This is a genomic window from Streptomyces lincolnensis (genome assembly GCF_021173675.1).
GTDB classification, from domain to species: domain Bacteria; phylum Actinomycetota; class Actinomycetes; order Streptomycetales; family Streptomycetaceae; genus Streptomyces; species Streptomyces lincolnensis_B.
The window spans coordinates 711,810-723,629 of the sequence record NZ_JAIHON010000005.1 but is presented as its reverse complement, the minus strand read 5'-3'; the positions used below and the strand labels follow the sequence as shown (position 1 = coordinate 723,629).

Genomic DNA, 11,820 nt, shown 5'->3' with positions numbered 1-11,820 from the left:
TCTCGCTGCGTTGAGTGTCCGTAGTTCGGTCGCGTGCCCGTCAGTTCGTGCGCAGGTACTGCGGGGCCGGCGGCTCCGACTTCGAGGAGCCACCGCGCAGTGTGGCCGACAGCCACCTGTCGTACGACGCCTGCCAGCCGTCGGCCTTGTCCGCGCGGTAGTCCACCAGGATCTGGTTGACCCGGCGTACCAGATCGTCCGCGTCCTTCTTCATCGCCACGCCGTAGTACTCGGTGGTGAACGCGGCGCCCTTCAGCTCGACCGTCGGGTCCTGCGCGGCCTGGCTCGCGGCGAGCGCGCCGTCGGTGACCACCGCGTCGACCTCGCCGAGCTGCAACCGCACCAGGCAGTCGAGTTGGTTGGGCACGGTGGTCCTCAGGTCCACGGAGCCGGGCAGGTCGCCCGCCTTCTGGTCGCCGGTCAGCTTGGTGTTGGCGGTGGAGCCCGTCGCGGTGCAGACCTTCTTGTTCGCGAGCGAGTCGTCGTAGCCCTCGATCGTCGAGGACTTGGGCGCCAGCACCTGCTGGCCGGTCTTGAAGTAGGGCGCGGAGAAAGCGACCTGGGCCAGCCGGTCGCAGTTGATCGTCATGGTGCGGATGACCATGTCGACACGGCCGTCCTTGATCGCCGGGATGCGCTGGTTGGTGGGTATGGCCTTGAACTGGACCGCGTTCTCGTCGCCGAGGATGTCCTTGGCGATCCGGTGGACCAGGTCGATGTCGAAGCCCTCCAGGTCGCCGCTGCCGCCGCTGTTGGGGTTGCGGTAGCCCCAGCGGTAGCTGTTCTGGTCGACGCCGACGACCAGCTTGCGCTTCTCGCCCTGGCGGGCCTTGATCGCGGCGATCGTGGAGCCGTCCGCGCCCGACGGGGACAGCGTGTACTTCTCCGGGGCCTTCTCCATCGCCGGAGTGGAGCAGCCCCCCTCGGCCCTCGCCTGGGTGGCGTGGGCGAGTTCCGGGACCCCGCCCGCCTTCCCCGAGCCGCCGGACTGGGTCTGCGGCAGCAGCAGCGCGAAGGCCACCGCGAGAGCGCAGACGGCCGCCATGGCGCCCACCCCGCCCCAGCCCCTCAGGCCGGCCCGCACGCGTCGAACCCACATCGTCACGCCCCCTTTCACCGGTACTCCGACAGCCTGCGGCCGATGCCCAGCACCGCGCCGGCCGCGCCCAGGACCGCGAGGACGGCCGCGCCCACCGGCAGCCCGGTCATCGCGCCCAGACCGTCACCGGCCGCCTGCTCGAACTCCCGCGTCTCGTGGTCGATCGCCCGCACGAGATTGGCGTCGACGCTGTCGAAGCACTCGCCGGTCGCGCCCTTGGCGCCGATCACGCGGTTCAGCGCGTCCTCGTAGTTGCCGTTGTCGTCCGCCTTGCGCGCCTCGGTGTGGCGCTTCTTCCACTCCGTCATGTTGCCCACGGCCGCGGTGACGGGCTTCTCGCCGGCGGCGTCGTCGGCGAGCTCCCGGGCCTTGGTGAGGCCCTTGCCGAGGGCGTCGATGTCCTTGCCGAAGTCGTAGTCGTAGGAGTCGTGGGTCGTCTCCACGCCTCGCTCCTTCACCGTGATCGTCTCGGCGCCGCGGGCGACCAGGGTCAGGTTCTCGTTGCCGCGGGCCTTCAGGGAGGCGATCCGGGCGTCGTGCAGCACGTTCAGCGAGCGGACGCCGTGGTCGTAGGACGCGTTGAGGTCCGCGCGCGCGACGCTGTGGCCGACGACCATCCACAGCAGGACCACCGTGGTGGTGGCCGTGGCGGCGACCAGACCGTGGTTCAGCACCCGGTTGGTGCGCCGGTAGTTGCGCTGCTGCGCCCAGGCCAGAGCGCCGAGCGCGAGGACGCCGAGACCGATCGCCGCCCAGGGGTACGGGGTGGCGTCCCCGTAGTCGGAGCGCAGCCGCTGGTTCTCGCTCTTGTAGAGGTTCTCGGCCTCCGGGAGCATCTGCTCCTGCATCTTGGCGTTGGCGTAGCGCAGATAGGCGCCGCCCACCGGGTAGCCCTGGCGGTTGTACGTCCGGGCCCGCTCGACCAGGCCCTTGTACTCCGGCAGCAGCTGGTTGAGCCGGGACACCGTCCGGGCCGCCGAGGAGTCGGGGTCGGAGTTCGCGGCGGCCTTGATCAGACCGGCGGAGGCGGTGTCGATGTCCTTCTCGTACCGCTCGCGGGAGGCGGGGGTCTCCTGACCGCCCGCCAGGAAGCCGCTGGAGGCGGCGGTGTTGGCGTCGGCGAGCGCGCGGTAGATGTCGGCCGCGGCGGAGCTGAGCGGCTGGCTGTTGTTCAGGACGTCGTCGGCCGCGGCCGACCGCTCGGTGGTCTGCCAGGCGGTGACGGCGCCGAACGCGACGACGAGCAGGGCGAGCACGGCGCCGATGATCCGCAGCCGGCCCGGTTCCGTGGTGGCCGCCGCGCGCAGCTGGTCGACGCCCTCCGCGAAAGCGGTGCGCCGCCGGGGCTCCGGCGGGCCGGGGGCGACGGGTGGCGCGGAGTTTCCCTGCGGGACCACCACGGCCCGCGGGGGCTGTGGCGGCGGGATCGACGGCATCGTGGGCACGACGGCACCCGCAGGTGGCGCCGCGCTGCTTTTCGGCGGGTGTGTCACTCCTGACCTCCCCCATGGTCATCCGTCGCGGCAAGTATCGCCGCCGGGACCGACATTCCGCACCGGCCTTGGCTTGATCTTGATCAGATCGCAGCGGAACAGAACGTCCGCCGACGGTCCGCCGCGCCCCCTTCACCACCCCTTGCCCATGAATACGCCGGGGGAATCGGTTCGGTTCCAGGGCCCGGGGGGAGAAATACGCCGGTTCAGGGGGACGACGTACGCCGGGTCGGGGCGGTGGCGTACGCCGGTTCAGGCGGAGAAGTACGCGCGCACCCGTTCCCGCACCCCGGCCGCCGCTCCTACCCGGTCCAGACCCAGCAGCGCGGCGCCCAGGACCGGCCGTGCCGTCACCACCTCGGGGACCGCCTTGGGGGCCCGCACGGCCAGCAGATCGCGTACCCCGTCGTCCAGTCGGGGATGGCGGGCGGCGAGGACACCGCCGCCGAGGAGGACCGGGGTCTGCACGTCCAGGAGGTCCAGACGGGTCAGGGCCACGGTGGCCATGGTCACCACCTCGTCGGCGAGCCGGTCGACCAGCGCGCGGGCCACCGGGTCGCCGTCCTCGGCCGTGGCGAACAGGACGGGCGTCAGCTCGTGGCGGCGGGCCGTCTCGACCCGCCCCAGATGCAGGGCCTCGATCAGGGCGTACATCGACGGCAGTCCGAAGTGCGCGGGCAGCGTGCGGGCGAGGGCGGTCGGGCCGCCGCGGCCGTCCTCCGCGCGGGCCGCGTGCCACAGCGCCTCCTCCGCCAGGCCCCAGCCGCCGCCCCAGTCCCCTGAGACCCGGCCGAGCGCGGGAAAGCGGGCGGTACGGCCGTCGGGGCGCATCCCGACGCAGTTGATGCCGGCGCCGCAGACCACCGCGACCCCGCGGGGCTCGGTGACACCCGCGCGCAGCACCGCGAAGGTGTCGTTGCGGACCTCCGTGCTCGCCCCCCACGCGCGCGCGTGCAGCGCGGCGGCCAACTGCTCCTCCTCTACGGGGAAGTCGGCGTTGGCCAGACAGGCGGAGACATGGCCGACCGAGTCGACGCCCGCGGCGGCGAAGGCCCGCGCCACCGCCTCGGCGACCTTGTCCATCGCCGCCTCCACCCCCACCGCCGGTGGCCGGAACCCGCCGCCGCGGGCCGTGGCGAGGACGGTCCCGTCGGCCGCCACGACCGCCACGTCGGTCTTGCTGTTGCCCGCGTCGACGGCGAGGACGCTTGCGGTCAGAGCCACGCGAGATGCTCCCGGTTGTGGGCGATCAGTCGGTCGGTGAGCTGCTCGGCGTACGTGTACTGGCCCACCAGCGGGTGCGCGAGCAGCGCCCGGAAGACCCGCTCCCGGCCGCCGTGCAGCGCGGCGTCGAGCGCCAGGTCCTCGTACGCCGTCACGTTCGCCATCAGGCCCGCGTAGAGCGGGTCCACGGCCGGCACGGGCAGCGGGGTGGCGCCCTGGTGGCCCACCGCCGCCTGCACCTCGATCACGGCGTCGTCCGGCAGGAAGGGCAGCGTCCCGCGGTTGAGGGTGTTCACCACCTGGTAGGGGCTGCCGCCCCCGCCGAGCAGGGAGGCGGCCAGGTCCACCGCCGCCTCCGAGTAGTAGGCGCCGCCGCGCTTGGCGAGCAGTTCCGGCTTCTCGTCCAGGGCGGGATCGGCGTACATGGTCAGCAACCGCCGTTCCATCTCGGCCACTTCGGCCGCCCGGGACGGCTTCGTGGCCAGCTCCCGTACGACCTCGTCGTGCGCGTAGTAGTAGCGCAGGTAGTACGAGGGGACCACGCCGAGGCGGTCGAGCAGGGGGCGCGGCAGGCGCAGGTCGGCCGCGACGGTGTCGCCGTGCTCCGCCAGCAGCTTGGGCAGGACGTCCTCGCCCTCGGGTCCGCCGAGGCGCGCCCCCGTCTCCCAGGTGAGGTGGTTCAGGCCCACGTGGTCCAGGTGGATCTCCGCGGGCGCCACGTCCAGCAGCCCCGCGAACTTCCGCTGGAGGCCGATGGCCACGTTGCACAGCCCGACCGCCCTGTGGCCGGCCTTCAGCAGCGCCCGGGTCACGATGCCGACCGGGTTGGTGAAGTCGATGATCCAGGCGTCCGGGTTGGTGCGCCGGACCCGCTCCGCGATGTCGAGGACGACCGGGACCGTGCGCAGCGCCTTGGCCAGGCCGCCCGCGCCGGTCGTCTCCTGGCCCACGCAGCCGCACTCCAGGGGCCAGGTCTCGTCCTGTTCACGGGCCGCCTGGCCGCCGACGCGGAGCTGGAGCAGGACCGCGTCGGCGTCCTCGACGCCCGCGTCCAGGTCGGAGGTGGTGACGACCCGCCCGGGATGACCCTGCTTGGCGAAGATGCGCCGGGCCAGACCGCCGACCAGCTCCAGGCGGTCGGCGGCCGGGTCGACCAGGACGAGTTCCTCCACCGGCAGGGTGTCCCGCAGCCGGGCGAAGCCGTCGACGAGTTCGGGTGTGTAGGTCGAGCCGCCGCCGACCACGGTGAGTTTCATGTCGTGCCTAACCCTTCACTCCGGTGAGCGTGACGCCCTCGACGAACGCCTTCTGGGCGAAGAAGAACACGAGGATCACGGGGGCCATGACCAGCACGGTCGCGGCCATGGTGAGGTTCCAGTCGGTGTGGTGCATGCCCTTGAAGGACTCCAGGCCGTAGGAGAGGGTCCAGGCGCCGGGGTTCTCCGAGGCGTAGATCTGGGGGCCGAAGTAGTCGTTCCAGGCGTAGAAGAACTGGAAGAGGGCCACGGCCGCGATCCCCGGTTTCGCCATCGGGACGATGACCTTGAGCAGGGTGCGCAGGTCGCCGCAGCCGTCGACCTTCGCCGCGTCCACGTACTCGTTCGGGATGGTCGTCAGGAACTGGCGCAGCAGGAAGATGGAGAACGCGTCGCCGAACGCCATGGGGATGATCAGCGGCCACAGGGTGCCCGACAGGTCGAACTGCTTGGCCCAGAACAGGTACATCGGGATGACGACCACCTGGGGCGGCAGCATCATCATCGAGATCACCAGCATCAGGGACAGATTGCGGCCCCGGAAGCGGAACTTGGCCAGCGCGTACGCCACCGGCAGCGACGACACCACCGTCAGGACGGTGCCCAGACCGGCGTAGAGCAGTGTGTTGCGCCACCAGGTCAGAAAGCCCGGGGTGTCGAAGACCTTGCGGTAGTTGTCCCACTCCCAGGTGTGCGGGATCAGATCACGGCTGAGGGCCTGGGAGTCGCTCATCAGGGACGTCAGGAGGACGAACACGAAGGGCAGCGTGAAGAAGAGGGCGGCGGCGACGCCGAGGGAGTGCACCGCGACCCACTCCAGGAAGGCCCGGCGGCGGGCGGTACGGGCCTCCACCGCGGAATCGGCCGCCAACTCGGCGGGTCTGTCCAGTACTTGGGTCATCGTCAGTCACCTGCCTGGATGAGACCGCCGCGGCGCCGCATCAGGAACGCGGTGAACACCATCGACAGGGCGAACAGGACGAGCGCCACCACACAGGCGGAGCCGTAGTCGAAGCGCTGGAAGCCCAGGTTGTAGACCAGTTGGGGCAGGGTGAGCGTCGACTTGTCCGGGTAGCCGGGCTGGAACTGCGTGCCGGCGCCCTGGATCACGCCCGAGGCCACCTTCCCGGCGATCAGCGGCTGCGCGTAGTACTGCATGGTCTGGATCACGCCGGTGACCACGGCGAACATCACGATCGGCGAGATGGTGGGGAGCGTGACGAACCGGAAGCGCTGCCAGGCCGAGGCCCCGTCCAGCTCGGCGGCCTCGTACTGCTCCCGGGGCACGTCGAGCAGCGCGGCCATGAAGATGACCATCAGGTCGCCGATGCCCCACAGGGCGAGCAGGGTGAGGGCCGGCTTGGACCAGGAGGGGTCGTTGAACCAGCCCGGCGCCGGGATGCCGACGCTCTCCAGGATCGAGTTGACCGGCCCGGTACCGGGGTTGAGCAGGAACGCGAAGGCCATGGTGGCCGCCACCGGTGGGGCCAGGTAGGGCAGGTAGAACAGGGTGCGGAAGACCCCTGCCCCGGTCTTGATCTTCGTGATCAGCAGGCCGATGCCGAGCCCGAAGGCGACCCGCAGGGTCACCATGACCAGGACCAGCCACAGGGTGTTGCGCAGGGCGGGCCAGAAGAGGGGGTAGTGCTCGAAGACGTACGTCCAGTTCTTCGTGCCGTTCCACGTCGGCGGCCTGAAGCCGTCGTAGTGCATGAACGAGAAGTAGACCGTCGAGATCAGCGGGTACGCGAAGAAGACCGCGAAGCCGATCAGCCAGGGCGACATGAAGGCGGCGGTTCGAAGCGACGCGCGGCGCCGCTTCGAGGCCAGGGTGATCGTGCTCATCGTCACTTCGCCTGCGCGATGTCCGTGTCGATCTGCTTCGCCGCCGCGGCCAGGCCCGCCTTGAGGTCCTTGGCCTTGCCGCTCTCGTAGTCGTAGCCGAACTCCTGGATCGTCGCCAGGTACACCCCGCCGTTGACGGAGGCCGGCGAGGTCGTGGAGTTCGGGTTGGCGGCGATGTCCAGGAAGGTCTTGAAGCGGGGGTCGTACTTGAGCTTCGGGGACTTCAGGGCGGCGAGCGTGGAGGGCACGTTGTGGATGGCGTTGGAGAAGCCGATCACCGCGTCGGTGTCGGTGGTCATGTACTTCACCAGCTCCCAGGCCGCGTTCTGCTTCTTGCTGGTGGCGGCGATACCGGCGATGGTGCCGGTGATGTAGCCCTTGCCGTACTGGTCGGCCTGGTCGTCGGGGACGGGCAGCGGGGCCACGCCGATCTCGAACTCGGGCTTGGCGTCCAGGGCCATGCCCAGGCGCCACTCGCCGTCGAGCTGCATGGCGACCTGGCCGGTGTGGAAGGGGTGCTTGGGGCCCCACTCGTCGCCCAGGGTGGTGCGGTACTTCTCCAGGCGCTGGTAGCCGCCGAGTTGGTCGACGAGCTTCTTCTGGACGGTGAAGGCGGCGGAGACGGCCGGGTCGCCGGCGACCGTGGACTTGCCGTCCTTGTCGAAGTACGTCGGCGAGAACTGCCCGAGGTAGTGCTCGGTGGTGGTCTCCCAGCCGTGGTAGTTCGGCATGAAGCCCAGCTGCTTGTAGCTGTCGCCGTCGGGGATCGTCAGCTTCTCGGCGTCGGCCTCGAACTCCGACCAGGTCTTCGGCGGGCTCGTGATGCCGGCCTTCTCGAACGCCGTCTTGTTGTAGTAGAGGCCGTAGGCGTCACCGAGGAGCGGGACGCTGCACCGGTCGCCCTCGAACTGCGTGTACTCGTTCATCGCCTTCGGGAAGGTCTTCTCCGGGTCGATGCCCGCCTTCTCGAAGAACGGGTTGAGGTCCACCAGCGCGCCCGACGAGCAGAACTTGCCCACGTTGTTGGTGGTGAACGACGAGATCACGTCCGGTGCCTTGGCGCCGCCCGAGCGGAGCGCCTGGTTGATCTTGTCGTCGGTCATGTTGCCGACGACGTTCACGTGGATGTTGGGGTGGGCCTTCTCGAAGCCGGCGACGAGCGCCTTGACGGCCTTGGTCTCGGCGGGCGCGCTCCAGGCGTGCCAGAAGGTGACGGTCGTCTCGGCGGAGGCGTCGTCCTCGGCGCCCGAACTCGACTGGCCGGTACAGGCGGTGGCGAGGAGGACGGCGGAGACGGAGGCTACGAGCGCGACTTTCCTGGATATTCCGGGCATGGCAGGGTCTCCCTGGGGCAGGGTGGGATGAGGGTGGTGGGTGTGCGGGAGATACGGGGGTGCGGGGGGTTCAGCGGGAGGTGTCGAAGACCTCGTCGCGGGCGGCCGCCAGCGCGCTCTCCAACGCGCCGCGCAGCACCGGGTGGTGACGGACGTCGCCGAGGACGAGCCGGGGCCGGGACGCGGCCAGCTCCTCCAGTTCGGCCTGGACGAGGGTGCGCAGGGGCTCCCCGCCCGAGGCGAGCGAGGCGCCGCTGAGCACGACGAGTTCGGGGTCGAGGACGGAGACGAGGGAGGCCAGACCGGTGGCGAGGTTCGTCGCGTAGGTCTGGAGCAGGCGCCGGTGCGGGGCGTCGTCGGCCGCGGCGGCGCGGGCGACGAGGGTGGCCGCCACCTCGGTGTACGGGCCCGGGGGGATGTCCTCGACGCCGAGTTCACGGGCCAGTCGCGGGATCGCCTGCGAACCGGCCAGTTCCTGGTAGCCGCCGCTGCCGGCCTTGCTCACCTGACGGACCAGGGGAGTGCCCGGCACCGGCAGGAAGCCGACCTCGCCGGCGCCGCCGGTCCAGCCGCGGTGCAGCCGGCCGCCGAGGACCAGGGCGGCGCCGAGGCCGCCCTCGTTCCACAGCAGCACGAAGTCCGCGTGGCCGCGGGCCGCGCCGAGCCGCTGCTCGGCCACCGCGACGAGGTTGACGTCGTTCTCGTACTCGACCGGCATGGGCAGGGCGGCGGCGAGTTCCTCCAGCAGGGCGGGGGAGTGCCAGCCGGGCAGGTGGGAGGCGTAGCGCAGTCGGCCCGTGTTCGGGTCGAAGGCGCCGGGGGTGCCGATGACGAGCCGGTGGACGTCGTCACGGGCCAGTCCCGCCGCCTTGACCGCGCCGTCGAGCGCGTCGGTCACCTGCTGGACGACGGACCGCGCCGCACGCCTGCCGGGGGTGGGTAGTTCGTACGACCCGACCGTGCGGCCGGTGACGTCCGCGACGGCGGCGAGGATCCGCTCGGGGGTGACGTCGAGTCCGGCGGCGTACGCGGCGGCCGGGTTCACCTCGTACAGCTGGGCGTTGGGCCCCGGCCGCCCCTCGCTGGTGCCGGTCGCCAGGACCAGCCCCGACGCCTCCAGCCTGGCCAGCAGCTGCGAGGCTGTCGGCTTCGACAGGCCGGTGAGCTTGCCGATCCGCGTCCGCGACAGCGGCCCGTGCTCCAGCAGCAGGTCCAGCGCGGCACGGTCGTTCATGGCGCGCAGGACGCGCGGGGTGCCCGGCGTACCGGCGGTTCCTGCCATGGATGTCGACACCTGCCTCTCGGCTGTCCAGGTTCCCAGTGATCAGGCCGCGAAGTCCATCTGCGAGGAGCCGGGCGATGATTGTTAGGAAGGTTTCCTGTTTGATGGTCTGGACCATAGGACCGGAAGCGGGAGGGCGTCAAGAGGAAGCCCCCGCGGCAACGGAGTCGTTACCTGCGGGGGCTGTGTGCGCGGAGCGCGAGCGCGGGTTGTTACTTCGTGGGCGCCGGAGGTGTCAGCGGGGTCGCCGCCTGGGCCTGGGGGGAGCCGGTGTTGGAGTAGGCCGACGGGGGTGCCATGCCGGCCGTCGGGTCCGCGTCCGCGGCGGGGTCGGCGGGGAGGGCGGGGCCGCCGACGATGGGGATGTCCGCCGCGTCGAAGGCGTGCTTGATGCGCCAGCGCAACTCGCGCTCGACGGTGAGGGCCTTGCCGGGCATGGTCTTGGCGGAGACACGGACGACCATGGAGTCCAGCAGGACGCTGTCGAGGCCGAGGACCTCGATCGGGCCCCACAGGAGCTCGTTCCAGGGCTCCTCCTTGCTCATCCGCTCGCCGACCTCGCCGAGGGTCCGCCTCACCTTGTCGAGGTCCTCGTCGGAGCGGACGGTGACGTCGACGCCGGCCGTGGCCCAGCCCTGGGAGAGGTTGCCGATGCGCTTGACCTCGCCGTTGCGGACGTACCAGATCTCGCCGTTGTCGCCGCGCAGTTTCGTCACGCGCAGCCCGACCTCGATGACCTCGCCGGAGGCCACGCCCGCGTCGATGGTGTCACCGACGCCGTACTGGTCCTCCAGGATCATGAAGACGCCGGAGAGGAAGTCCGTCACCAGGTTCCGGGCGCCGAAACCGATCGCGACACCGGCGACACCGGCCGAGGCCAGCAGCGGGGCCAGGTTGATCTGGAAGGTGCCGAGGATCATCAGGGCCGCGGTGCCCAGGATCAGGAAGGACGCCACCGAGCGCAGCACCGAACCGATCGCCTGGGAGCGCTGGCGGCGGCGTTCCACGTTCACCAGCAGCCCGCCGAGCGCCGTGCCGTCGGCCGTGCCCACCGAGCGGTTCATGCGGTCTATCAGCTTGGTGATCGCGCGCCGCACCGCGACTCTCAGCACCGCCGCGATCACCAGGATCAGCAGGACCCTGAGGCCGATCGCGAGCCAGGTCGACCAGTTCTGCTCGACCCAGCCGGCGGCGTTGGTCGCGCTCTCCTGGGCGTCCTGGAGCGACGGCACGGTCGGGGTCGTCGTCTCGGAGGGAGACGGTGACGGCGACGGCGACACGGCGGCCAGTAGGACGGCGGGCAAGGACACGGCGGGTACCTCCAGGTGCGGCGGTCCGCCCCACAGGTCGTACGTCGGTCGGTCGTACGTCGGTCTTCAAGGTCACGAAAAGGTCACCGGTGGGGCAGCTCCACCACACTATCGGGGCATCGTGTGGGGATCGTTGCAATGTTCGAGGGAGAGAACGCGCCCACCTGGGGATGTAAGGGTGGGATGAACTGCTCATGATCCTGGGAATGAAGCAGATGTGGTCGAAAACACTCCCAGCCCGTTACCGGGACATGGTGGCGCTTCCACCAGGCATGAGGGGAGACTGACTACGAATCGTCCCGGCGCGAGCCACGCGCCGCCGACGCCCAAGGAGGCATCCGTGCCGCACGTCCTGGTCCTCAACGCGTCGTACGAGCCGCTCGGCGTCGTACCGCTCCGCCGCGCGCTCATCCTCGTCCTGGAGAACAAGGCCGTGTGCCTAGAGGAGTCCGGCGCCTTCATGCACAGCGCGACCGTCACAGTCCCCGCACCCAGCGTGGTCCGGCTCAAGCGATTCGTCCGGGTTCCCTATCGGGGGCCCGTTCCTCTGACCCGGCGGGCGCTGTTCGCCCGTGACGGGGGCCGGTGCATGTACTGCGGTGGCGTCGCAACCAGCGTCGACCACGTCATCCCGCGCAGCCGCGGGGGCAAGCACGTCTGGGACAACGTCGTCGCCTCGTGCCGGCGCTGCAACCACGTCAAGGCCGACCGTCATCTCGTCGAGATCGGCTGGCGGCTGCGCCACAAACCCGCCCCACCCACCGGCCTGGCCTGGCGCATCATCGGGACCGGCCATCGGGACCCGCGCTGGTTGCCGTACTTGCAGCCGTTCGGCGCGGACGACGCTCTGGCCCGGATCGACGGCATTTCCGCCTGAGACTCCGGGCTTTCGCATACCCGGCGCCGCCCGCGCGCACCCGGTGCCGTCGAGGGGCCCACGTCCGGTACGTGGAGCCCCTCTCAGCATGCCTATGGGG

The 11,820-nt window shown here is 70.7% G+C and carries 10 protein-coding genes; 1 reads left to right on the top strand and 9 read right to left on the bottom strand.

Annotation, left to right across the window (positions count from 1 at the left end; all coding sequences use genetic code 11):
- Positions 1–40: 40 nt before the first annotated feature.
- The 9 genes from K4B79_RS17455 to K4B79_RS17415 form a co-directional block, all read right to left on the bottom strand.
- A complete protein-coding gene (locus K4B79_RS17455) occupies positions 41–1,099 on the bottom strand; it encodes a glutamate ABC transporter substrate-binding protein (RefSeq protein ID WP_232027542.1) in 1,059 nt (352 codons plus the stop codon).
- Between the two features lie 14 nt (positions 1,100–1,113).
- Positions 1,114–2,535: a hypothetical protein gene (locus K4B79_RS17450; RefSeq protein WP_232027618.1), complete on the bottom strand. Its 1,422-nt coding sequence runs from the start codon at positions 2,533–2,535 to the stop codon at positions 1,114–1,116.
- Between the two features lie 309 nt (positions 2,536–2,844).
- Complete coding sequence (locus tag K4B79_RS17445; protein ID WP_232027539.1) at positions 2,845–3,816, bottom strand: N-acetylglucosamine kinase; 972 nt, start codon at positions 3,814–3,816, stop codon at positions 2,845–2,847.
- Positions 3,807–5,072: a 6-phospho-beta-glucosidase gene (locus K4B79_RS17440; RefSeq protein WP_232027538.1), complete on the bottom strand. Its 1,266-nt coding sequence runs from the start codon at positions 5,070–5,072 to the stop codon at positions 3,807–3,809. Before K4B79_RS17440 ends, K4B79_RS17445 begins: the two co-directional genes overlap by 10 nt.
- A gap of 7 nt (positions 5,073–5,079) precedes the next feature.
- Entirely contained in the window at positions 5,080–5,973 is an 894-nt protein-coding gene (locus tag K4B79_RS17435; protein ID WP_232027536.1) for a carbohydrate ABC transporter permease, read from the bottom strand.
- A gap of 2 nt (positions 5,974–5,975) precedes the next feature.
- Positions 5,976–6,917 carry a carbohydrate ABC transporter permease gene (locus K4B79_RS17430; RefSeq protein WP_232027535.1) on the bottom strand — a complete coding sequence of 314 codons (942 nt, stop codon included), beginning with the start codon at positions 6,915–6,917 and terminating at the stop codon, positions 5,976–5,978.
- Positions 6,918–6,919: 2 nt separating this feature from the next.
- Positions 6,920–8,251, bottom strand: coding sequence for an ABC transporter substrate-binding protein (locus K4B79_RS17425; protein WP_232027534.1), 1,332 nt, complete (start codon positions 8,249–8,251; stop codon positions 6,920–6,922).
- A gap of 70 nt (positions 8,252–8,321) precedes the next feature.
- Positions 8,322–9,533, bottom strand: a complete 1,212-nt coding sequence (locus K4B79_RS17420) for an ROK family transcriptional regulator (RefSeq protein WP_232027533.1) — start codon at positions 9,531–9,533, stop codon at positions 8,322–8,324.
- 212 nt (positions 9,534–9,745) lie between these two features.
- A complete protein-coding gene (locus K4B79_RS17415) occupies positions 9,746–10,843 on the bottom strand; it encodes a mechanosensitive ion channel family protein (RefSeq protein ID WP_232027532.1) in 1,098 nt (365 codons plus the stop codon).
- Positions 10,844–11,183: 340 nt separating this feature from the next.
- Here K4B79_RS17415 and K4B79_RS17410 point away from each other — a divergent pair, with 340 nt between their 5' ends.
- Entirely contained in the window at positions 11,184–11,720 is a 537-nt protein-coding gene (locus K4B79_RS17410; protein WP_030044337.1) for an HNH endonuclease, read from the top strand.
- Positions 11,721–11,820 lie beyond the last annotated feature (100 nt).

What these genes read in the sequence shown, in the direction of transcription:
- K4B79_RS17455 (WP_232027542.1), bottom strand. Translation starts at nt 1,099, where the DNA reads ATGTGGGTTCGACGCGTGCGGGCCGGCCTGAGGGGCTGGGGCGGGGTG.
- K4B79_RS17450 (WP_232027618.1), bottom strand. Translation starts at nt 2,535, where the DNA reads ATGCCGTCGATCCCGCCGCCACAGCCCCCGCGGGCCGTGGTGGTCCCG.
- K4B79_RS17440 (WP_232027538.1), bottom strand. Translation starts at nt 5,072, where the DNA reads ATGAAACTCACCGTGGTCGGCGGCGGCTCGACCTACACACCCGAACTC.
- K4B79_RS17435 (WP_232027536.1), bottom strand. Translation starts at nt 5,973, where the DNA reads ATGACCCAAGTACTGGACAGACCCGCCGAGTTGGCGGCCGATTCCGCG.
- K4B79_RS17430 (WP_232027535.1), bottom strand. Translation starts at nt 6,917, where the DNA reads ATGAGCACGATCACCCTGGCCTCGAAGCGGCGCCGCGCGTCGCTTCGA.
- K4B79_RS17425 (WP_232027534.1), bottom strand. Translation starts at nt 8,251, where the DNA reads ATGCCCGGAATATCCAGGAAAGTCGCGCTCGTAGCCTCCGTCTCCGCC.
- K4B79_RS17420 (WP_232027533.1), bottom strand. Translation starts at nt 9,533, where the DNA reads ATGGCAGGAACCGCCGGTACGCCGGGCACCCCGCGCGTCCTGCGCGCC.